This is a genomic window from Aestuariibacter salexigens DSM 15300 (genome assembly GCF_000429145.1).
GTDB classification, from domain to species: Bacteria; Pseudomonadota; Gammaproteobacteria; order Enterobacterales; family Alteromonadaceae; genus Aestuariibacter; species Aestuariibacter salexigens.
The window spans coordinates 44,284-67,205 of record NZ_KE386852.1 but is presented as its reverse complement, the minus strand read 5'-3'; the positions used below and the strand labels follow the sequence as shown (position 1 = coordinate 67,205).

The 22,922-nt window shown below is 48.2% G+C and carries 21 protein-coding genes and 1 other RNA gene; 10 read left to right on the top strand and 12 right to left on the bottom strand.

The window, feature by feature from the left end; all coding sequences use genetic code 11:
- Nucleotides 1-41 precede the first annotated feature (41 nt).
- The 3 genes from secA to G441_RS0116675 all read left to right on the top strand — a co-directional run bounded on the left by secA (nt 42) and on the right by G441_RS0116675 (nt 3,572).
- Nucleotides 42-2,762 (top strand): preprotein translocase subunit SecA, encoded by a 2,721-nt coding sequence (gene secA / locus G441_RS0116685; protein ID WP_026377388.1) that lies wholly within the window; start codon nt 42-44, stop codon nt 2,760-2,762.
- Between the two features lie 74 nt (nt 2,763-2,836).
- Nucleotides 2,837-3,226: an 8-oxo-dGTP diphosphatase MutT gene (gene mutT / locus G441_RS0116680; RefSeq protein ID WP_026377387.1), complete on the top strand. Its 390-nt coding sequence runs from the start codon at nt 2,837-2,839 to the stop codon at nt 3,224-3,226.
- A gap of 103 nt (nt 3,227-3,329) precedes the next feature.
- Nucleotides 3,330-3,572 carry a DUF1289 domain-containing protein gene (locus tag G441_RS0116675; protein ID WP_034475477.1) on the top strand — a complete coding sequence of 81 codons (243 nt, stop codon included), beginning with the start codon at nt 3,330-3,332 and terminating at the stop codon, nt 3,570-3,572.
- On the opposite strand, the gene G441_RS0116670 is transcribed toward G441_RS0116675, so the two are convergent.
- From G441_RS0116670 to G441_RS0116660, 3 genes are all read right to left on the bottom strand, one after another.
- Nucleotides 3,569-4,459: a DUF1295 domain-containing protein gene (locus G441_RS0116670; protein ID WP_026377385.1), complete on the bottom strand. Its 891-nt coding sequence runs from the start codon at nt 4,457-4,459 to the stop codon at nt 3,569-3,571. The genes G441_RS0116675 and G441_RS0116670 overlap by 4 nt on opposite strands.
- A gap of 420 nt (nt 4,460-4,879) precedes the next feature.
- Nucleotides 4,880-5,431, bottom strand: coding sequence for a YkvA family protein (locus tag G441_RS0116665; RefSeq protein WP_026377384.1), 552 nt, complete (start codon nt 5,429-5,431; stop codon nt 4,880-4,882).
- A 191-nt stretch (nt 5,432-5,622) separates the two neighbouring features.
- Entirely contained in the window at nt 5,623-6,534 is a 912-nt protein-coding gene (locus G441_RS0116660) for an alpha/beta fold hydrolase (RefSeq protein ID WP_240485162.1), read from the bottom strand.
- A gap of 147 nt (nt 6,535-6,681) precedes the next feature.
- Here G441_RS0116660 and G441_RS0116655 point away from each other — a divergent pair, with 147 nt between their 5' ends.
- The 3 genes from G441_RS0116655 (at nt 6,682) to G441_RS0116645 (ending at nt 9,245) form a co-directional block, all read left to right on the top strand.
- Nucleotides 6,682-7,512: an HDOD domain-containing protein gene (locus G441_RS0116655; RefSeq protein WP_026377382.1), complete on the top strand. Its 831-nt coding sequence runs from the start codon at nt 6,682-6,684 to the stop codon at nt 7,510-7,512.
- Between the two features lie 73 nt (nt 7,513-7,585).
- Nucleotides 7,586-8,383 carry a DUF481 domain-containing protein gene (locus G441_RS0116650; protein ID WP_026377381.1) on the top strand — a complete coding sequence of 266 codons (798 nt, stop codon included), beginning with the start codon at nt 7,586-7,588 and terminating at the stop codon, nt 8,381-8,383.
- Between the two features lie 127 nt (nt 8,384-8,510).
- Complete coding sequence (locus tag G441_RS0116645; RefSeq protein WP_026377380.1) at nt 8,511-9,245, top strand: DUF481 domain-containing protein; 735 nt, start codon at nt 8,511-8,513, stop codon at nt 9,243-9,245.
- Here G441_RS0116645 and G441_RS0116640 read toward each other — a convergent pair.
- The 9 genes from G441_RS0116640 to ssrS all read right to left on the bottom strand — a co-directional run bounded on the left by G441_RS0116640 (nt 9,242) and on the right by ssrS (nt 18,329).
- On the bottom strand, nt 9,242-10,459 hold the full coding sequence (locus G441_RS0116640; RefSeq protein WP_034475471.1) for a hypothetical protein: 1,218 nt from the start codon (nt 10,457-10,459) through the stop codon (nt 9,242-9,244). The genes G441_RS0116645 and G441_RS0116640 overlap by 4 nt on opposite strands.
- Complete coding sequence (locus G441_RS19005; protein ID WP_051275684.1) at nt 10,459-12,807, bottom strand: putative bifunctional diguanylate cyclase/phosphodiesterase; 2,349 nt, start codon at nt 12,805-12,807, stop codon at nt 10,459-10,461. The genes G441_RS0116640 and G441_RS19005 overlap by 1 nt, the downstream gene beginning before the upstream one ends.
- Nucleotides 12,808-12,823: 16 nt before the next feature.
- Nucleotides 12,824-13,471: a methylamine utilization protein gene (locus G441_RS0116630; RefSeq protein ID WP_240485161.1), complete on the bottom strand. Its 648-nt coding sequence runs from the start codon at nt 13,469-13,471 to the stop codon at nt 12,824-12,826.
- Nucleotides 13,472-13,586: 115 nt separating this feature from the next.
- Nucleotides 13,587-14,816, bottom strand: coding sequence for a phosphoglycerate dehydrogenase (serA, locus tag G441_RS0116625; protein ID WP_026377377.1), 1,230 nt, complete (start codon nt 14,814-14,816; stop codon nt 13,587-13,589).
- A 93-nt stretch (nt 14,817-14,909) separates the two neighbouring features.
- On the bottom strand, nt 14,910-15,566 hold the full coding sequence (gene rpiA, locus G441_RS0116620; RefSeq protein WP_026377376.1) for a ribose-5-phosphate isomerase RpiA: 657 nt from the start codon (nt 15,564-15,566) through the stop codon (nt 14,910-14,912).
- A 73-nt stretch (nt 15,567-15,639) separates the two neighbouring features.
- On the bottom strand, nt 15,640-16,221 hold the full coding sequence (locus G441_RS0116615; RefSeq protein WP_026377375.1) for a 5-formyltetrahydrofolate cyclo-ligase: 582 nt from the start codon (nt 16,219-16,221) through the stop codon (nt 15,640-15,642).
- Nucleotides 16,222-16,258: 37 nt separating this feature from the next.
- Nucleotides 16,259-17,200, bottom strand: a complete 942-nt coding sequence (locus G441_RS0116610) for a nucleoside hydrolase (RefSeq protein WP_026377374.1) — start codon at nt 17,198-17,200, stop codon at nt 16,259-16,261.
- An 11-nt stretch (nt 17,201-17,211) separates the two neighbouring features.
- On the bottom strand, nt 17,212-18,105 hold the full coding sequence (locus tag G441_RS0116605; protein WP_026377373.1) for a ribokinase: 894 nt from the start codon (nt 18,103-18,105) through the stop codon (nt 17,212-17,214).
- Nucleotides 18,106-18,147: 42 nt separating this feature from the next.
- Nucleotides 18,148-18,329: non-coding RNA, 6S RNA (ssrS, locus tag G441_RS19615), on the bottom strand.
- A gap of 238 nt (nt 18,330-18,567) precedes the next feature.
- Between ssrS and G441_RS0116600 the strand changes: the two genes are divergently transcribed.
- From G441_RS0116600 to G441_RS0116585, 4 genes are read left to right on the top strand one after another with little or no spacing between them, the layout of a single operon-like run.
- Complete coding sequence (locus tag G441_RS0116600; protein WP_026377372.1) at nt 18,568-19,137, top strand: UPF0149 family protein; 570 nt, start codon at nt 18,568-18,570, stop codon at nt 19,135-19,137.
- A gap of 20 nt (nt 19,138-19,157) precedes the next feature.
- Nucleotides 19,158-20,483 carry a Xaa-Pro aminopeptidase gene (gene pepP, locus G441_RS0116595; protein ID WP_026377371.1) on the top strand — a complete coding sequence of 442 codons (1,326 nt, stop codon included), beginning with the start codon at nt 19,158-19,160 and terminating at the stop codon, nt 20,481-20,483.
- Between the two features lie 5 nt (nt 20,484-20,488).
- Nucleotides 20,489-21,688 carry a 2-octaprenyl-6-methoxyphenyl hydroxylase gene (ubiH, locus tag G441_RS19000; protein WP_051275683.1) on the top strand — a complete coding sequence of 400 codons (1,200 nt, stop codon included), beginning with the start codon at nt 20,489-20,491 and terminating at the stop codon, nt 21,686-21,688.
- Complete coding sequence (locus tag G441_RS0116585; RefSeq protein ID WP_026377370.1) at nt 21,681-22,910, top strand: FAD-dependent monooxygenase; 1,230 nt, start codon at nt 21,681-21,683, stop codon at nt 22,908-22,910. Before ubiH ends, G441_RS0116585 begins: the two co-directional genes overlap by 8 nt.
- The last annotated feature ends 12 nt before the right edge of the window (nt 22,911-22,922 follow it).

Genomic DNA, 22,922 nt, shown 5'->3' with positions numbered 1-22,922 from the left:
TGTCAGCAGGCTAAAAACTAAAAGTTGGAAGCTGTAAATCCATGTTTTCGAAATTAATGAAAAAGCTTTTCGGTAGTCGCAATGACCGACTGCTGAAAAAACTGGGAAAAGTAGTCGAACAAATCAATCAATTTGAGCCGGAATACGAAGCCCTAAGTGATGAACAGCTAAAAGCCAAAACTCAGGAATTCCGTGACAGACTTGAGCAAAGCAGCACACTGGAAGATATTCTCCCAGAAGCGTTCGCGGTTGTACGCGAGGCCAGCAAGCGTGTTTTTGGGATGCGCCACTTTGATGTACAGATGCTCGGTGGACAGGTTTTGCATCAGGGTAAAATCTCGGAAATGAGAACAGGTGAAGGTAAAACCCTCACAGCGACTCTGCCGTCCTACCTCAATGCCTTATCCGGCAAAGGCGTACACGTTGTTACCGTTAACGATTATCTGGCCCAGCGCGATGCTGACTGGAGCCGTCCATTGTTTGAGTTTCTCGGTCTGACCGTCGGCTGCAATATACCTGGTATGAATCACCAGCAGAAAAAGCAAGCCTATGCATGCGATATTACCTATGGGACGAACAATGAATTCGGTTTTGATTACCTGCGCGATAATATGGCGTTTAGTCCCCAGGACCGTGTTCAGCGCCCCCTTAATTATGCCGTAGTGGATGAAGTTGACTCGATTCTAATTGATGAAGCCAGAACGCCACTGATTATCTCAGGTGCGGCAGAAGATAGCTCAGAGCTGTATAAACGTATCAATAAAATTATTCCTGAACTGGTTCAGCAGGAAAAAGAAGACGAAGAAGATGCGCCGGGTGACGGTGACTACACTATCGATGAAAAAGCCAAGCAGATACATCTGACAGAAAAAGGCCAGATCCATATTGAGGAAGTGCTGCAACGTGAAGGTATTCTGCCTGCTGATGAATCTCTGTTTGCAGCCGGTAACATCTCTTTACTTCATCATGTCAATGCGGCATTACGTGCCCACAAATTATTTAGCAAGGACGTCGACTATATCGTTAAAGATGGCGACATAGTTATCGTTGACGAACATACCGGTCGTACAATGGAAGGACGTCGCTGGTCAGAAGGTCTGCATCAGGCAGTAGAAGCAAAAGAAGGCGTCAAAATCCAGAACGAAAATCAGACGCTTGCGTCGATTACCTTCCAGAATTATTTCCGCTTATACGAAAAACTGGCAGGGATGACAGGTACGGCTGATACCGAAGCGTTTGAATTCCAACACATCTATGGGTTAGAGACGGTCATTATCCCCACCAACAAGCCGATGATCCGTAAAGACCACGCAGACCTGATTTACCTCACAGCGGAAGAAAAATACGAGGCGATTATTGAAGATATCCAAGATTGCGTTAAGCGCGGTCAGCCAACACTGGTGGGAACAATTTCGATTGAAAATAGTGAGCTGCTTTCTGCGTTATTGAAAAAACAGAAAATCGCTCACAAAGTATTGAACGCTAAATTCCACGCTCAGGAAGCGGATATTGTTGCTCAGGCAGGTAAACCCGGTGCAGTGACGATTGCTACCAATATGGCGGGTCGTGGTACCGACATTGTGTTGGGCGGTAACTGGCAATCTGAAGTTGAAAAGCTGAAGGAGCCAACCGAAGAGCGTATTCAGAAAATCAAAGATGCCTGGAAAATCGACCACGATAAGGTACTCGAGGCTGGCGGATTACACATAATAGGTACCGAGCGTCATGAGTCACGCCGTATCGATAACCAGCTTCGTGGTCGTTCCGGACGTCAGGGCGACCCAGGTTCATCGCGCTTCTATTTGTCTCTGGACGATGCGTTGATGCGCATATTTGCGTCCGAAAAAATGGGCGCGATGATGAAACGCCTTGGCATGGAGCGCGGCGAAGCCATCGAACATCCGTGGGTAACACGTGCTATCGAGAACGCGCAGCGTAAGGTTGAAGCACGCAATTTTGATATTCGTAAACAGCTGCTTGAATACGATGATGTTGCTAACGACCAACGTAAGGTGATTTACGAGCAGCGTAATGAACTGCTGGATGAATCTGATATTAGTGACGCCATTGACGCCATCCGCGAAGACGTAGTCAGCGGTGTGATTGATCAATACATTCCCCCGCAGTCGCTTGAAGAAATGTGGGATGTGAGCGGCCTGGAAGAGCGTCTGAAAGGTGACTTCCTACTTGACCTCCCCATTCAGAAGTGGCTTGACGACGATGACAAGCTATTTGAAGAGACGCTTCGTGAACGCATCCATGAGCGTGTCGTTGATGCCTACAAGGAAAAAGAAAAAATGGTCGGGCCGGAGGTGCTGCGCCAGTTCGAGAAAGCGGTCATGCTGCAAAATCTGGACAGTCACTGGAAAGAGCATTTAGCTGCCATGGATCATCTGCGTCAGGGGATCCATTTACGTGGCTACGCGCAGAAAAATCCGAAGCAGGAATATAAGCGTGAATCATTCGCATTGTTCAGCGAAATGCTGGAAAACCTGAAAGTAGAAGTGATCAGTATCTTAAGTAAGGTACAGGTGCGCGCGGAAGAAGACGTTGAAAAAGTGGAAGAGCAACGTCGCCAGGCAGATGCAGGTAATAAACAATACGAACATGAGTCGGCGGACCAGTCACCTCAGGAGCAGGCCACTGCACCGGGTGAAGGGCGCCCAGCCCCAGTGCGTCAGGGACCGAAGGTGGGTCGTAACGATCCATGTCCTTGTGGCTCTGGTAAAAAATACAAACAGTGTCACGGCAAGCTGACCTGATAAGTTGTGAATTAAAATCAAAGGCCGGTATTTCCGGCCTTTTTTATGCTATGTGTTGAGGAGCGTAAGGCAACATGAAAATCGTAGACGTGGCGGTTGGTGTGATTATCCGTGATCAGCAGATATTCATTACTAAGCGCGCAGATGATCTTCATCAGGGTGGCAAATGGGAATTTCCAGGAGGGAAATGTGAGCAAGGTGAATCGGTGTCTGCTGCACTTGCTCGCGAACTCGATGAAGAAGTTGGTATCAAGGTAAGAAGCGATAATGAATTAATTGTGATTGAACATGATTACGGCGATAAAAAGGTCCGTCTAAATGTGCACACAGTAGAGAGGTTTGACGGAGAGCCTCATGGCAGAGAGGGGCAACAGTCCATGTGGTGCCCAATTGATGAACTGCGCACCAAGGAATTTCCCGCTGCGAATGTCAAAATTATCGAAGCGCTTGAGCGTCGTGATTAGTTTATGTTTTCGCCAGTAGTCTGAGCGGTAAAAACTGGCTACACTGACAATTCATTGCGCGACTTCACATGTTTACAGGTGCACACCAGCCAGTTCAGTCATTATGGATCAGTTAGAGTTTTTTGACTTACCCAGCCCTTGCATCGGCGTGTGCCAGGCAGATGATAAGGGCTTTTGCAAAGGCTGCTACCGGAGTCGTGAAGAGCGGCTGTACTGGCACAAGATTGATAATGACACAAAACGCAAAATTGTGATTGCCTGCGGCAGACGTAAAAAGCGTGCATTGCGCGCAAATGTCCCTGTCCTCGAATCTCCCGACACGCCTGAACAGGGCAGCCTGTTTTAATCGCTAAATTTGTCAGACGATGAAATTCGCGGTATCAGAACCGGTGTAGTGGCTTTGTAGCGCAGATAGGCTTCATCGCTTCCCCACGCCTTATCCGCTTTGGCTTCCAGCATAGGTACACCGCTCAATTTGGTAAGCAGTAAATAGACAAAAACCGGTGAGAATAATGTGCCCAGTTGCCAGCTTTGTAACGCCGGTGCAGTCATCACCGCTACGCCGAGCCATAGCAAGATCTCGCCAAAGTAATTGGGATGACGTGAACGAGCCCACAGTCCGGTATGAATAAACTTGCCACGATTGTCCGGGTTGGCCCGAAAGCGTCGTTTTTGCTGGTCGGCTACCACTTCGAACAGCATGCCTGTGACCCACATTACCAGTCCGATACACGTCACTATGCCAATGCCAGTCTGTTCGCTGCTGGTGATCACCGCCAAAGCAGCGCCGGCCGTCACGACCACCCACAAACCCTGTAGCGTCCAGGTTGAAAAGAACCTCAATGTATCGGGTTTGATATCATCAAATCGACTGTCTGTACCGTCTTCCAGAATACGTATAAACAAGAAGCTACCCAGTCGCAGTGCCCAGATTGCAATTATCGTCGCCAGTAGTATCGACAGTGGACCGGGTTTGTCTACGGCAAAAATTGCCAGACCAACCACACTCAAATATGCCAGGCTTCCGGTCAGGTCGTAAAATTTTTCAGTTTGTAGCAGATAGGCAGGAATAAACGCCATCCACTGGATGACAAATGCCAGCAGGGCCACCACCAAGAACAGTGGGTAGCCGAAAAAATCGAGACTGGCGTAACTACCTGACAAGGCGATAAGTGCTGCAATACACATAGCAACGGTCAGAATTATCAGGGAACGCTTGTGGGTGTCAGACATCCGTCTCTCCGCTTTTGATGAGTTTTATTGGCAAGGCTAATGTATTACGTACAATATTAACTAAAAGTGCTTTACATCAGTAAGATACCATCAAAAAATATAGAGCCACCAAAGATCTACACGACTCGTATTGTGGGAGGGGTAATGAATTAAACCCTGCTACTGATAGCGGCCTCCCTGCCCAAGCTACCGTGCAACTGATAGCCTCCTAAAAACAACTTCCTGCTAATCACAACAGGAAAGGTGGTCTGTTAAAGAAAAGAGGCGGAGATTCAATGCTGACCTAACGGGCGCTCACGAAGCAGTATAATCTCGAAGTATCACCGTGCGCGAATACGCCAGAGGATGACGCGGCTGACTTGTCCACACAGGGGAACCTTTCTTAATTAACATCATGCACTTGCGTCAAATCCGTCAATTTCAAAGGAAATTTCCGAATAGTCTTTCACGAACGCGTTTGAATTTTTTTCTTCGCAATTCGGCCCGAAGCTCTTCACGCTGATGTGCTATCCAGCTGCTTCTGTTTATCCAGGATATATCCCGATGTTTTTCCTCTTCATCAGCACGATAATGACAAAACTGAGAGTAAGCTTCCAAGTCTAATGACATGTCCTGAAGAGCAAGTTCGGTGATTATTGCATCGTCTAAATAGCCAAAAATTGGCGTTCTATCTGGAACCAGATCTTGCGGTTCTATGAAGTATGCTAATGCGGTCAGAACTTCTTCTCTTTCATCGACGGGTGTCTGCCACTCTTCATCTTCGATAGATGCAATAAGTAATTTGAGGCTGGAAAGCTTCTCGTTGATAAAATCTGGTAGGTCACAAGTGTCAAGCTCAGCAATAGAATGCTTTGCCTTATTCACAATGTCGACTGCTGATTGCTTGCCTAGATTACTTTTTGCCGTTTGTACAACTTTTCTTAGGTGCTCAACATCACGTTCTGTCAGTTTAAGTGAGATCGCAGGTATCATTCTCGCTCCGCTCCTTATAGCCATTTAAGGTGACCAGACTATTAAACTCTGCATTTCTTGGGCTAGTTTGAAGGGAGAGTATCAGTAATGCGCTGAAGAAAATTTGTTTTGCCTCAACATTTGCATGTCTAAATTGTTCGAAGGCGCTTTACATGCTAGTGCATTTTTTAAAAAAACTTGGGTATGTATTTTCAAGTTCCCATTTTAGCCAAGGCATCTATTTCATAAATAATCGGCGCCCATAGCTGCGTTGGGAAGGTGTGTCCCATTCCCGGATACGTGACTAGCTTGGCGTTTGGGATAGCTTCTGCCGTTGCTATACCGCATGGCAGCGGGACCAGTACATCGTCTTCACCATGGAGCACCAAACTAGGTACATTCAGTTGACGCAGTTTTGCTGTGCGGTCCGGCGCGGCCAGAATGGCGGAGAGTTGGCGAACTACGCCGCTTGGATAGTACCCTCGGTGATAGGCTTGACTGATCAAATCGCGCATTTGTGGCTCTTCAAAATCGTAATGTGTGCCGTGCAGTAGTTTCCACATACTGATGACACGTTTGATGTAACCTTCAGGATCACGGGGCATAGGTTGAATGAACTGTAGCATGACCTGTTTTTTGGGTTTCGCCAGGCTGCGGTCACCGGTAGTCGACATGATCGACGTTAGAGAATGCAAAGAAGAAGGTGATTTAATTGCCATGAGCTGCGCGATCATACCGCCCATCGATGCACCAACAATATGGGCTTTGTCGATATTAAGATGCTTGAGTAACTGCAATGCATCGTCAGCCATATCTTCTAGCATGTAGGGTACTTCAAAGGTACGCCCAAACAGGCTTTGGCCGACGGCACTTAGCAGATTCGGCACGGGTAAATGGTGCAGGTGGCTGCTTTTTCCAATATCGCGGTTATCGAAACGGATCACATAAAAACCACGAGCGGCAAGCTGTTCGCAAAAATGTCGATGCCAGAAGATCATTTGTGTGGCCAGACCCATGATCAGCAATACAGGCGGGTTGTTGGCATTACCGAATGTGTCGTAGTTAATATCAATGCCATTTACTCGCGCGATGCGCTCTTGCTGATAATCAATCATTGTAACCATTAACCCCTTGAAAATTTGCCCCTTTTACTACGTACAAAAACGTAATTAGGTTGCGCAATTTATGAATAGGTATCACTAAAGCCTCTCTTTTCCTGCACGCCAACGCTATACTATGCTTTCCATTAAGAGCAACTAAAAACGAATGTGATGCACGCCAGCGAATTTGCCGCCTTAGCTAGTGAGTCATTTACTTTACCTGAAATCTGCCTGCGTATCAGGCAAATGCTAGACGACCACGCCTCGAGCAGCGAAGATATTGGTCGCCTAGTATCGCTTGACCCATCAATGAGCTCAAAGCTCCTCAAACTGGCAAACAGCGCCCTGTTTCGTTTTCCGTCACAGGTTGACAGTATCAGTAAAGCAGTAAGCATTATCGGTGGTGAGGCATTGTACAACCTGGTGATGGCAGAAACTGCCGCCAGTGCATTCAAAAAATTTACCAGCGATGCGGTTGACCTGCGGGTGTTTTGGCATGCCAGTGTTACCTGCGGATTAACCGCTAAGCACTTAGCCAAAATGCGCAAGCTGCGCGGTACTGAACGATTCTTTTTGATGGGCTTATTGCACAATGTAGCGGAACTAGTCGTGGCGATGCGTAACCCTCATGAGGTCGTTAAAAGTCGCGAAGTGAATACTAAAACGCCACCCTGGTTGCGCCAGCAGGCGTTGTTTGATTTTACCTTTGCACAATGTAGCGCATTGATCCTGGAACATTGGAATCTGCCCAGTCAGCTGTACTTACCTATTCAGGATATGCATGACAAATCCAAAGCCTTGGCCAGCAGTGAAATAGCGGTATTACACACTGCTGTGCGTTTGTCCACTGAGGTCCACTTTGCCGATGTCTATCCCGCCCTGTCATTGGTGGATAAGCAAGTCGTTGCTTCACTTAAACTGGATGAAGACGACCTGCGAGATGCGAATAAATTTGCCGCCATGGAAGTGGATAGCATAACCAGTATTATCAATGCCAACTGATACTCGCTAAGGTCTTCATACTGTTCAGAAAATCCGTATAATCACGGGCTTTTCATTCAGCGATGAGTCTACGATGCGCGGCATAGTCTTGTTTCTAACGTTGTGGTTAAGCTTTCCGGTCACTGCCAGGATAGACATCATGCGTGACATCTATCTTGATCTGGAAGACAGCGACTCGGGTCAGGCTCTGGCTGAAGACGAATGGGATGTGACTGGCGAACTGGGCTTACTAATGACCAGTGGTAATGCTGTGTCATCCAGTTTTACTGGTCGTATCAACGCGCAGCACGAAATGACGCAGTGGAGCAATGAATATCTGGCTGAGCTTCTGTATAAACAGTCAGAGGTTGAACAGGATGGCGAAACCACTACTGAAGTCACCGCCCAGAATCTGTTAGTCGCCGCACAGCTTGACTATAAACTCAATCAGCCTGATAACCGTTTATTTATTTACGGCGAATACGAAGACGACCGCTTTAATGGCTTTGATTATCAGGCCGCTGTTGCTGCGGGTTGGAGTTCTCGGTTGTGGAAGCAAAACTATAACGAATTCAAATACAGTGTGGGGCCAGGCTATGGCGTGGCTAAGCGAGATGATGGCAGTGACGATATTAATGAAAATGGATTGATCCTTCGAGCGTCGCTGGACTACAAACATCAGGTTACTGATACCACGCGCTTTCGACAGTATCTGAGCACGGAAGTCGGCCGAGAGAGCACCCGTTCGCGCTCAGAGACGTCCATAGCGACTAAGGTATTTGACGAAATTGCAATGAAGGTGGCCCTTACCATGAGCCATAACAGTGGCGCGACTGACGCGCGCTCGTTAGACACTGAAACATCGGTAACACTGGTCTATCAATTCTTTTAATCTCTTCGTCAATGATTCACACATTTTTGATGGTGAAGGTAGCCAGATAATGGTGATAAACTAGCCGTCTTGCAGCGGCGTCACCGTCGACATGGAATAATACGATTTACACATTCAGGAAACACACATGAAACACTACTTGGTCCCCGCTATGCTGGCGATGAGCGCGACAGCGATTGCACAGGAAGAAACCAAACCATTCACGATGGATGGTGAATTAGGCATTATCTTCACTACCGGTAACTCAGAAACCACCTCCGTTAAAGCGCGTGTTACAGCAGCGCAGGAACTGAATCAGTGGAGCAATGATTATCTTATCGAAGGGACCTACAAAAAGGACACCACTGAAGTAGATATGATTGAGCAGTCGCGCACCACAGCTCAGCGTTTCTTTGCTTCGGCGCAGGGCAATTATAAACTTGAAAACCCAGACCACCGTTTGTTCGGATTTGCTTCTTACGAAGATAACCGTTTTAGCAACTTCAAATACCAGGCAACGCTGGCTGCTGGTTGGAGTCAACGCTTGTGGAAAGATGACGTCTCAAGCTTTGAGTACAGCGTCGGTCCGGGTTATGCGTTTTCCAAAACCCAAGATGACGAAAGTCGTAATGGCGCGATTGTCAGGGGCTCATTAGGGTATAAGTGGAACATTTCAGAAACGTCCAAGTTTACTCAAGTGCTGAGTACAGAGATTGGTTCAGACAATACCAAGTCTCGTTCTGAGTCGGCGCTGACTGCCAACATCAATGGCTCTCTGGCGATGAAACTGTCTGTGACATTGGATCACAATACTGATGTTGCGCCAGGGGTTGATAAACTGGACACCGAAACGTCTGTCACTCTGGTCTACTCGTTCTTCTAAAAACGATATTGTAAGACAGCCATGGCTTGCTGTTGGTGACGTCCGACCGGCTCACCCACAGTGGGCCGGTTATCGTTATCGCTGTCGACTATCACCACTTCAGTGCCAATCTGCCAGTTAGGGTTGATGTCATAGCGCCATGCAAATGTTACTGCACTGCCTCTGCTGCTATTAATATCCATTGCGATGTGGTCATCTTCATCGACATCAAACCAATCGAATCTAGCCGACAAACGATGGGCATTGATGGTGTGACTTAGCATCAGATACGCGGCATCGAAATCCGCATAAACAAAACGATCCCCCATCTCAGTTGAGCCATTCATCCATTGGCCCAACAGTCGCGTGCTGTCTCCGAGTTTATGCGACCATGCAAGCGAATGAAATTTAGTGTGCCATGCGTACATTCTCTGACCATTTACCGCCAGAGGATTAGCACGATTGTCGTAAAAGTAATAACGAACTTGAGATTGATTGACATAGCGAAGATGAATTCCCGTATACAAGCCTATTTGCCCATCAATTTCGTGAAAAGGCTCAATCCATGCCGGATGCCAGATAATATTTCTGTCTATTACAGCGGGGTAGCGGGCAAAGTTTATACGGTCAGTATGCAGGCTTTGCCGATCATGTAACGCAAATCCTCGCCAGGTAATGATGGCGCCAAAAGGATCATTACCTTTAAACGCTCCAACATGCCATTCCCAGCTCCAGGGACTGCGGCGCTGCCGACCGGGGGAAAATAGTGTGACTTCCATCCCGGGAACACGCATTTCTTCACCTATCCAGCTGCTTATTGCCGAGTTGGTGTAGGTAAACGGTGAAAGCCATGCAGTATCGACGTTTTCGACAGACATCTTTGGGAAAAACATGCCTACACGCCCTCGGAAGCGAATTGTGGAGCGGCTCAATGGCTTGTATTGAAGTTGAATTTGGGTCACACCTGCGTGATGTTCGCCATCCTGACTTAGCTGAAAATCGCCCGAAAAGGTCAGCGTAGGTAACAAATCCTGGCTGACTGACAATACAGCCTGTCGTAGCAATAATTCACTGTCACTGCTTCTTAGCTGCCCGGTGCCATGTTCTTGCCAACTGCTGACATTATCAGCGTACACGGCTGAAAGCTGAAACACGCCTTTCACCTCGACGGCCGATGCATTAAAGCTGGTGAAAATACATAGCAATGAGAAGAAATATTGACGTACATTCAACATTAGTCATCCCTTGCTTCATATTGCAATGCATTCTCGTCTACCCATTGATTAAATTGTGCAAGCGGCATGGGTTTGCTCAGGTAGAATCCTTGGGCTTTATCGCACCCTGCTTTTTCCAATATTTGCAAAGATGGCAGATCTTCGACGCCTTCTGCAACCGTGCTTAATTCTAGGTTTTTCGCCAGAGCCAACATGGTATTCACCATAACTTGGTCATCCGGATTATTAGCCAAATCAAGTACGAACGCTTTATCAATTTTTAATTCGGCGACCGGCATTTTCTTGAGTTGAGCAAGAGATGAATAGCCCGTACCAAAGTCGTCGATAGAAAGCTTTACACCCATTCGATGTAATGTATTTAATGCCTTTATCGCCACCTCGGGTTCAGACATAATGGCACTTTCTGTTACTTCTAACATGAGCTTTTCAGGCGTAACGTTGTATCGTTGCAACAAGTCGTCAACGTAGCCCGGTAGGGTTAAATCAATAAGGTCGATGGCGGAAATATTAACGGCAACAGAAATATCATAGCCGGCACTGCGCCATTCGACATGTTGATGAATTGCGACATGTAAGGCCCAATGTGTGACGTGCCGAATGGCGCCCGTTTGTTCAGCTAATGGAATGAATTCATCAGGTGGCATAAAGCCATACTCAGGGTGTATCCACCTGATCAGACATTCAACGCTACTGAATTGCTTGCTGTGTAAATCCAGCTTAGGCTGATAGTGCAGTGATAATTGTCCAGCAGTTAGCGCTTCCTTCAGTTCAGACATTAGGTTTAGACGTTGTAGTGAGTGTTTGTTGAGTTGAGGGCTATAGACAGCAAAGTGGTGATGTTGTCCTTTGCAGCTGTAGAGAGCGATATCCGCGCATTGCATTAGACCGTTAAGTGTACGCGCGTGGTCTGGATAAATAGCGACGCCAATGCTGACATCTACGTCCAAAATTAAACCATCGAGATTAAAGGGTTGCTCAAAATGACTCACTATTCCTTTGGCAACATCGTTCTCGGTTTCACCTTTAGGTAACCCCATAATGATACCGAACTCGTCTCCTCCCAGACGCGCATAGTAAGCGTCTTCTCGAAAATAATGAGAAAGTCTGCTGCCAATGAGCCTCAAGAGCTTGTCACCAATCTCATGACCAACAGTATCATTAATTTCCTTAAACCGATCGACATCCATCATGATGATCAATTTTCTAGTATGAAAGTCATCTTTTATTTGTTGTGTCAAATCCTGCTTGAATTTATTGCGATTGGGTAAACCAGTAAGTTCGTCGAAATAAGCGAGTCGCTGAATTTCTTCTTCACGATTTCGAATACCATCCTGCATGTCACCAATGGCTCCAGATAGGGCTGCGACTTCTCGTGTGCCATGACTGGGAAAGGTGTCTACATATTCTCCCTGTCGGATGCGATCAGCCGCATCAATTAACATGTGGATAGGGCGACTAATGCTTCTTGCGATGATGACCGCGAGTAGTAAACCAATAAATGCTGCCCCGGTTGTCAGTAGAAGTAATCTGTCTTCCATTGCATTAAATGAAAGATATGCATTTTCTTCTATGGTCGCCAGAGCAAGATAGAAAGGATTATCATCGATGTTGCTTATAAGCGTAGATGTGTATAAGAAGTGATCATCCTCAATGTAAAGATCATATAGCTCTGGTCCTGTATTAAGTTCCAATTCGGTATCACCAAGCTTACCCAAACTACTTGCAATGATTTCACTGAAATCCTGATGAGGACGATATAACATGACATCCATGCCAATTGACGCTCTGTAATCTTCATTGAATAGGTTCGTCAGCTTCCATCCATAGGCAAGCCAGCCAAGAATTGAACGACTAAACGTTGATCGGGACTCTTTGACTTCAGCGGCTTTTATTAAATAATACTCACCATTGATCTGTGCAGTGGTAAACGCATTATCGGCAAACGTGTATAGTTGAACTGAGGGGGGAACCGTAGTACCAGAAAAATAGAAAAGGTCGCCCCGTTCGTTTGATGCTAAAACTAGATCGTAATTTTGTTGGTAGCCATTCTGAGGGTCATCGAATTTTGAGCGAAAACTTGCGATATCACTTTGATTCCTGAATGCGGCAAAGAGTGCACGAAGTTGAAAGTCATCGGCATCTCTTTGGACGTCTGACAGTAAACGGTCACTTTGGGAGAAAAGCTGCTGTTTAATTCGCTCTCCATTTCGGGTCGAATTTGCCGCCAGTTGTGTCGTTGAGAATGTATACGTATCGCCCAACACGATATAAAGAGTGATGCCTACTTCTGCCAATGTCAGGGCGACCAAAAACAGAATAAGACGAGTTTGTAATGCACTATTTTTCATTGCTTATGCTCACCAGTCAGTATTCTGAAAACTCATCGCTGTCGGATTCGTAGTCGCCATAGCTTGGCAACAGAGGTGTGGGCAATTCGACGGTCATCACTTTAGTCTGCGTGGTATCAATACGACGTGTAAGTAAGTCAGGTTCATCTGCCAGCCTTGAGTGCCAAATTGATAAGCTGTATTGCCCCGCTGGCACGTCAAGTGATAACTGTCCTGCTGAATCTGTATAGCCAAAATATGGCGTGTCGACGACGACGATGTAGCCAAGCATCCAGTCATGCACATTGCAGCCAAGCTCAACCACGCCTGGCGTGTCGAACAGCACTGGATCAGCTTCCAAACCATCATATAACTCCAATTCGAAGGACTTTGCCTGCGAGAATGAGTACACATGATGTTTAATTGAGTCTGAATTGGGGAAGGTCACCTTGGTGCCCGCCTGCACGGTCAACACGTGTGGCGTGAATTGACGATCTACCTGATCCATGATGGCACCAATTGACTGCGGTGATGGAAGCGCGTTATTAGAATCTGGCACCAGCCATACTACCGCTCGTTGTAGCGGTGTCTGGTTGTGCTGTAACACGTGAACTTCTATCGTGTCGCCTACTGTCGGTGCAGACAGGAAAAGGAGTGCACAAAGCAGCTTACCGTTCTTTGTCATTTGCTAAACCCACCTGCATGCTACCTCCTGAACATAGACAGGAGATAGGCTCACCAGATTTCATCTGTTTAGAGCATAGGGGGTTTTTAGCGTATTGGAAAGCCGCACATGCCCCTTAGTGGAGCATGCGCGTTTTAATGGTACCCGGGATCTGGGTGAGCTGTTGGAAAGCTTCATCTGCGTGATCTGATTCCACATCAATGACCACGTAACCAATGTTTTCATTGGTTTGCAGATACTGTGCTGCGATATTTATGCCCTGATTGCCAAATGCCTGGTTGATTTGAGTAAGCACGCCTGGCGCATTTTTATGGATGTGCAGCAAACGCGAGCAACCTACATGACCTGGCAATGATACTTCCGGGAAGTTTACTGCTGAAAGCGTTGAACCATTGTCTGAATATTTGGCTAGCTTGCCCGCCACTTCAATACCGATATTCTGTTGCGCTTCCTGCGTGCTACCGCCTACGTGTGGCGTAAGGATAACGTTATCAAACTCGCGCAGGGGCGATTCAAACTCTTCATCATTGGACTTGGGCTCGACGGGAAACACATCTACCGCAGCGCCGGCAATTTTGCCGCTGCGTAACGCGTCAGCAAGCGCATCAATATCAACCACGGTGCCGCGAGACGCATTGATCAGAATCGCGCCATCTTTCATTTTCTGCAACTGCGCATTGCTGATCATGTTCATTGTTGAAGGCGTCTCAGGGACATGCAGGCTAACCACATCGGATGTTGCAAGGAGCTGGTCCAGTGACTTAATTTGCATCGAGTTACCCAACACCAGCTTGTCTTCAATATCGTAAAACTGCACACGCATGCCCAGGTGCTCTGCCAAAATACTAAGCTGAGTACCAATATGGCCGTATCCAATAATTCCGAGGGTTTTTCCACGCGCTTCGTATGAGCCTTCCGCCGATTTTAGCCAGCCGCCCCGGTGTGCCAATGCGTTCTTCAATGGAATACCACGCAGTAACAGGATCAGTTGGCCTAACACCAGCTCAGCCACCGAACGGGTATTAGAAAACGGCGCATTGAAGACCGGAATGCCTCTGGTTTGGGTAGCAGCCAAATCTACTTGATTGGTACCGATACAAAAACAACCTACCGCAACAAGCTTGCTAGCGGCGGCAACCACTGACTCTGTTATCTGGGTGCGCGAGCGAATACCGAGGAAATGTACGTCCTGGATTTTTTCTATCAGCTGCTCCTCTGGCAAGGACGTTTTGACATATTCTATGTTGTGATAACCATTTGCCTGCAGTGTTTCCACCGCACTGTGATGAACGCCTTCCAGCAACAGAATACGTATTTTTTCCTTGGACAGAGAAACTTTGCTCATGATAGCCCTTTACTAATCAGTGATATCAAAATGGACATCTGGACGTCTAAAAAATGAAAAATACCAGAATGCGATGAAAACTCAAGCGCTATTCTAGTCGAGCGTGATAATACCGTTTTCACCGCCTACCAATACAATGTCTGCACCGCGATGAGCAAACAGTCCGTTGGTCACAACACCAACAATGTTATTTAGCTGTCGTTCCAACTCAACCGGGTTCAGAATAGTGAGATTGTGGACATCAAGGATGACATTGCCATTATCGGTTACCACACCCTGACGGTAGACGGGATCGCCCCCCAGTTTGACGATTTCCCGGGCCACATAAGAGCGCGCCATGGGGATCACCTCCACAGGTAAGGGGAAATGACCGAGCATTGGCACCTGCTTGCTGTCATCGATAATACACACAAAAGTTTTGGCCACCGCTGCGACAATTTTTTCTCGGGTGAGCGCCGCGCCACCGCCTTTAATCATGTGCTTGTGTTCGGTAATTTCATCAGCACCGTCGACATAGATGTCAAAGCTATCGACGCTGTTCAGATCGAACACTTCAATACCAAGTTTTTCAAGTCTTTGAGTTGATGCTTCGGAGCTGGACACTGCACCTTGGATGTCATTTTTTTTATCCGCCAGCGCATCGATAAAATAGTTCACGGTGCTGCCTGTACCCACCCCTACAATGGTGTCAGGTTTAACGTAGGCTAACGCTGCCTGTCCGGCAGCTCGTTTTTTATCATCTTGGGTCATGGGTGGTGCTCGCGTATTCGTGAATGGCAACAGTATACCGTTCAGGTGTAACTGCGCCTAGTTAACTGACATATTAGAATGATAAAAAGACAGAGGGTGTAATGATGCCTTGAAGTGGTTTATCCCATGCCTCAATGGGTAACTTCTGGGCTTTTTGACAGTCATGGGCGACGCCCACAACGCGCGTGTTGTACTGATGCCTTTCAACGGCCGCCAGGGTCCGGTCATAAAATCCGCCCCCCATGCCCAGCCGGTTACCCCATTCGTCAAAGGCCACTAATGGGGTCAGCATCAGGTCAATATGTGCTAATGGCACGACATCAGGGCAGCGCAAGGCAGGTTCAGCAATTCCGTAATGATTGGCCATCATCTGGCTGTCAGAGTGATAGCGCAAAAATAGCAGATTGCCTGGACTAAACGGGTGCAAGACGGGCAAACACACCTGAATATCATGCCGCCAGCAATGATGGATAACGGGGGTTAAGTCAACTTCACCATCATTTGCCAGATAGGCAGCGATACATTTAACGGGAGCACGTTCCATCAGTTCCGCTATCTGCTCGTGAACCCGGACAGAAGCCTGTTGTTGCTCACTGTTGGAGAGGCCTCGTCGACACTGACGATAATATTGGCGGATGGCAGTGCGTGTTTGCATTTATAAAGTCAGCCCGGCGCAAGGCCGGGCATCATCGCTACAGCGCGTAAGTATCAATATACAGTTTTTCTAACTGTGGATGGTTTACCTTGGTCGCGACCTTGATTTTTTTCGCTTCTAACCACAACGGGCTGGCAGTCGACCCAATTGGGGCCACTGCGGTTTGTCCTTTATTGAGTGAGTCCGTGGCAACGCGAATATGTCCTTCGGTCAGTTCAAACAAGTCAGGGTTGACCAGATAGGCGAGCGGCATGGCGTCATGGAAAAAGCACACTCTGTCTTCGCGGTTCTGCGAATAGAAGTCGATATAAAATTGTGATGATTTCTGCACGAACCCTCCGAGAACAGGATTCACTTCCGCCAGCTTGTCCACAAATTCTGGTGAAAATGGCGCAGAGTTGGTGACGTCCAATCCAAACATGGTGATATCCCAGTCAGCGCTGAATACGATGTCTGCGGCAAACGCATCATTCCAGATATTGGCTTCTGCGACCGGCGTGACATTGCCAGGCACAAATGCTGCGCCACCCATGATTTTCACGTCTTTGATCAGTTTAGGCAGTTGCGGTTCAAGTCTCAGGGCAAGCGCGAGGTTACCCAACGGACCGACGGCGACCAGCGTGATCTCACCTGGATGCTGACGAGCCATATCGACGATAAATTGTGCAGAGCTGCGCGGGTCTAATTCACGTTTTGATGGCTCAACGTTGATATTGCCAAAGCCATCATCACCATGCACGAAATGTGCATAACCTGACTCCGGTCCCACCCATGGCATGCCCACGCCTTTCGTCACAGGAATATCCTGGTTGGCAAGCTCACATAGGGTCAGGGCATTTTGTGCCGACATACTAACCGGGACATTACCATATACCGTAGTCAGTCCAAGCACCTCGATGTCGGGCGACTGGAAAGCGAAAAATATTGCCTGAGCATCATCTATGCCCGGATCGGTATCAAGAATAATCTTATGTGTCATAGGGTGTCCCATTACTTGTGCTTGGCAACGAAGCGATTAACCTCATCTTCGTCAGGAATTGACTGTGCGGCACCTGTGCGAGTTACCGCGATAGCAGACGCCGCGCAAGCGCGTCGCAATGCCTGTTCGGCACTGTCTTTATTGCTATATGCAGCAAGAAAATAACCAATAAAGGTATCTCCGGCTGCGGTAGTATCGACCGCGTCGACGGAGTATGCCTCTACGCTAATGGCCTTGTCTCTGCGCAGCATTCTAACGCCGTCCTTGCCCAGCGTAATAATCACCTCGGCATGCGGCATGTTCTGTTTAAAATACGCTTCAATTTCGTCCAGCGCGTCGTGGCCGCTAATTTCTGCTGCTTCTACCTGATTTACAATTAACAAATCGACACATTCCAATGGCAAAGATTTTACGGCATCTGTCATTGGCGCAGGATTGAACGCGACTTTCAAGCCGGCTTCTTTAGCCTGTCTAATGGTCTCCTCAATGGCGCTGGTTTCATTCTGGGTTAACACCCAATCAGAAGACTTGGCACCGTCCAGCGCATGAATGATATCTTTCTCTGTGATTTCGCGGTTGGCTCCGCCGTACAGAAAAATGGCATTCTCGCCGTTGGGTGTGACCTGAATAATCGCATGGCCAGATGCACTTTCTACGCACTGTACATGCTTGCAATCTATGCCGTGTTTGACCATCACTTGCTTGAAAGCGACGTCATTTTCATTGAGCCTGCCGACATGGCGAACATCAGCGCCGGCTTTCGCTAACGCGATAGACTGATTTGTGCCTTTGCCGCCAAGCAGAATTTGGTAATCCGTAGAGTCAAGTGTTTCACCGGGCTGCACAAAGTGCGGAACCTGATAAACGTGGTCGATGTTGATCGAGCCAAAATTGATTATTGCCATGCAAATCGTGTCCTGAATCGCGTGGTTATTGTTATGAAATTGGCGCTCCCCAAAGTGCCGCTGTTCAGTGTTCGCCCTTGAACCGAAAAGTTCAGGGCGGAAATCTTACTACTGCCGCAGGCTTCTCGGTACATGCCGAGCTTGCACAAAAGCGGTAGCGCAATTTCCTGAGTTTAAAGCATCGGCCAGGGACATGACTGAACTGGCAAACACCCCAGGGAACATTTTTAACTGGTTTCGTTGCTCACAGAAGAGTGTATTTGGGCGATGAGGCCCGAACTCAACCACAGGCAGTGCAATAGTATAGCGTTTCCATAGGTCCTCGCACCAGTAGCGATTCGGCTTGGCTATCAACAAGCCTTCGGTCATTGGGTTTTAATGTCTTTGTCTGATAGCATTAGCGGCAATTTATTGATGACTTCCGGGTTAAAACTAACCCCTCTTAATTGCAGAGAGAAAACGTTGAGCGACACAAACCATACTTATGAACAGCTTAGCGCTGCGCTGAACCAAAATAACATCGTAGTGGATGCTGCAGAGATCCATGGCATTCTGTGTGGCATGCTGTCAGGCGGCATGCCTCTCGAAAGTCGGGAATGGATGAACGCGCTGGCGGATGTCACCAATCAGGGAGAGGCCTTGCCAGATGCGGTAAAAAACCAGGTACTCGAGCTATTTAACATGACATGTCAGCAATTTATGGATACTGACTTTGCGCTTACTCTTTGTTTGCCTGATGATGCTGCTCCGATAAACGAGCGGGGGCAAGCTCTGATAGGCTGGGTGCAGGGTTTTATGCTTGGTTTCGGCTTACACCAGAATGATTTGGTCAATTGCTCTGACGATGTAAAAGAAGCGCTGCAAGACTTTTCTGATATATCACGCATGGATGACGACATGTCCGACGATGAGGAATCGGAAAAGGCACTGTTTGAAGTCATGGAATATGTACGTATTTCCGTCATGCTGTGTTTCAACGAGCTGGGCAAGTCAGCCATGGAGCAGACGACCACGCCAAAATCAGTGCATTAATGACGGGCGCTATATCAATGATGTTACCGCAACAGGAATTTATTCTTCGTCGACACGCCTTTTTAGACGCGATGCAGCCTGACAGTATTGCCCTTATTCCAGCCGCGCAGTTGGTGACCCGTAGTAATGATACGGAATTTCCGTTTCGTCAGGACAGCGATTTTTACTATCTTACCGGCTTCCCTGAGCCTGATGCCTGGCTGATCCTGAGTAATCATCAGCGTTATCATTCTCGCCATTCGGCACTGCTGTGTCTGGATAAAAATCCGTTGGCTGAGATTTGGCACGGCAGGCGAATAGGGCCGGAGCAGGCAAAAATCGACTATGGGATGGACGCCACCTTTGCACGAGATGAGCTCAACGATGTGCTGGAAGATTATCTGGATGGTCATCAGCATGTGTATTTCGCGCAAGGACACAATGCATTAGCCGACAGTGAGGTGCAGGACGCCATGGAATCTCTGCGCAGCGCGCCAAAACAGACCAAGGCGGCGCCGACAACCATGATCGATTTACGTCCGTTAGTCCATGAAATGCGGCTGTTTAAGTCTGCTGCTGAACTGGCTGTTATGCAAAAGGCAGCAGATATTAGTTGTGCAGCGCACGTAAGAGCAATGAAATTTGCGTCGCCAGGCTGTTATGAATATCAGCTGGAAGCCGAACTGCATCATGAGTTTGCTATGCACGGCGCACGATACCCAGCCTATGGCACCATTGTGGGCAGTGGTGACAATGCCTGTATTTTGCACTACACCGAGAATAGTCAGGTCTGTCAGGACGGCGATTTGATTCTGATTGACTCAGGCGCTGAATATATTGGTTATGCGGCAGATATCACTCGCACGTTTCCGGTCAATGGCCGCTTCAGCGATACGCAGGCTACGCTTTATCAGCTGGTATTGGATGCGCAGACCGTTGCTCTGTCGCATCTGAAGCCAGGCAACACCATTCAACAAGCCATGGATGCCTGTGTCGACGTCATTACCAACGGTCTTATCGAACTTGGATTATTGTCAGGCAGCCTGCAGGAGAACCTCGAGCAAAAAAGCTGGCGAGCCTTTTTTATGCACGGTCTTGGCCATTGGCTTGGGCTCGATGTGCATGACGTGGGTCATTATAAAGTCAATGGCGAAGACAGACCTTTACAGCCCGGTATGGTTCTGACTGTTGAGCCAGGTCTATACGTTGCTCCGGATGCAGACGTTGAAGAAAAATGGCGGGGCATTGGTATTCGCATTGAAGATAACATTGTGATCACCGAAACAGGACACACTAATATGACCGCAGCGGCGCCCAAACACATCGCTGATATTGAAGCTTTGATGAGTTCAGGTAAAACGGCTTGAGAGACATGCTGGATATCGTCATCGTCGGAGCCGGGCCAGTAGGAGCCAGTCTGGCCCTTGGTCTGCTGCAACATACTGATTTAACGGTCGCGCTGGTTGAAGCCCACTCTCCACCAGATAACAAACCTCCACCGAGTTTCGATAACCGTGCGGTCGCACTCAACGCCGCATCTCTACAGTTACTCCAGTCTCTCGGATTGGCACTAGCGGGCGCGTCAATTAAACATATTCAGGTGACCGATGCTGGTCACATGGGTGAGGTTCAACTTCACAGTGATGAATACCAATTGCGGGCGTTAGGCAAGGTCGTTGAACTGACTGAACTTGGACATGTGCTGCATGGTGCATTGCGTGAGGCTGATACACATTGCGAGCGATTTACACGGGTTCATCCTGCATCAGTAAAACACTGCAGGGTAGAACAACAGAGTGTCGAAGTGGTGCTGGGTAATGATGAAATTCTGCATACCAAGCTAGTTGTGCATGCGCAGGGTAGCGCGCATATTGATGATGTTTTTGGTGTGCCTGCTGAGGTCACTGATTACCAGCAAACCGCGATTATCGCCAATGTCGACATGAGTCAGCCGCATGCTGGTTGGGCGTATGAGCGATTCACCGAGAATGGGCCGCTGGCATTGTTACCTATGTGTGAGCAACATGGCACAAACCGTATGTCATTGGTGTGGACCGTATCCACACAGCAGGCAAATACGCTATTAAATGACAGCGACGCAGTATTCATGCAAAAGTTGCAGCGAGCGCTGGGTTTCAGACAGGGCATCGTCAGACACGTCGGTAAACGCGACGCGTACCCGCTATCGCTGAAACAGTTGCAAAGCGTGATAGCTCATCGTCAGATCGCGATGGGTAACGCTGCGCAAACCCTACATCCTATTGCCGGACAGGGATTGAATCTGGGGTTACGTGATGTCGCCGCATTGATCTCCGTGCTTAGCAATCAGCACGACTGTGGTGCGCATCGGGTACTTGCGCATTATAGAGACGCAAGGATGACAGACCGGCAGCGTGTCATCGGTTTGACCGATGGTCTGGTCAGAATGTTTTCAAACAACGCACTGCCACTTACGGTGGGGCGAAATCTTGGGTTGCTTGGGATGGAATTGCTGCCATTTTTGAAAAAGCGTTTTGCCTATCAGGCAATGGGACTGAATGGTGCGATGTTGTCAGGAGGCAAGCGTGCGTAGTGTTGATGTCGTCATTGTCGGCGGCGGCATGGTTGGCTTGCTATTAGCACGCGCTCTGCATGCTGCGCCGTTGAGCATTGCCATTATCGACGCAGATGATGGTAGCAGGCCTCTCACCGAGACGCCTGAGCGCAGAGTCAGCGCGGTCAGCGTTGCCAGTCAGCGTATGCTGCAGCGCCTGGATGTATGGTCGGAAATTACGAGTCAGCGGTTGGCTGAATATACCCATATGCACGTATGGGAACAGGACAGTTTTGCCAGTATTGATTTTGATGCAGCAGATGTCCATCAGCAGGCGCTGGGTCATATTATCGAGAATCAGGCGATACGACGCGCATTGTGGGAAAAGGTCAGCAAACAAAGCAATGCAGAAATCATTGCTGAAAGGCTGCAAAAAATTGCGGTCGGCAGTCGAGAAGCGTTCATTACCCTGGCCGATGGCAGCGCCTTGTCCGCGCGTTTATTGGTGGGGGCAGATGGGGCGAATTCGATTGTGCGACAGCAAACCGGTTTGCCTTTTACGTTCTGGGACTATGACCATCAGGCCATTGTGACGACCGTGCGTACCGAACGGCCCCACGCTCATACTGCCAGACAGGTGTTTACACCATATGGTCCGTTGGCATTTTTACCTTTATATGATGAACACCTTTGCTCAATTGTCTGGTCGCAGCAGACTGCTCAGGCACAAAGGCTGATGTCGCTGGATGAAAAAGCGTTCAGTCATGAACTATCGGTTGCGTTCGATATGCAGCTTGGTGTCTGTGAGGTCATTGATGAGCGTTTCAGCTACCCGCTTAGCATGCGCTATGCGAGACAATGGGTCAGCAATCGTGTTGCACTGATTGGTGATGCAGTACACACTATTCATCCGTTGGCCGGGCAGGGTGCGAATCTGGGATTGCTGGATGCTGCTGCGCTGGCACAGACATTACACGCTCTGGCTGAGCGTGACGAGGATATCGGCGATGCAGAGCTATTGCGGCCCTTTGAACGCTGGAGAAAAACCGAAGCGGTGAAACTGATTGCAGCAATGGAAGGGTTTAAGCGTTTGTTCTCCAATCACGATCCGGTGTTAAAGCTGGTACGCGGACTGGGCTTAAGTGGCGTGGATAAATTGCCCTTCGTTAAACAGTCTTTTATCCAGCAGGCCATGGGACTGAGCGGCGAGCTGCCAGTACTGGCTCGTGCCGGGGGCAGTGAAAGCCAGTTCCCGGAGTAAGGAACTGGCGTT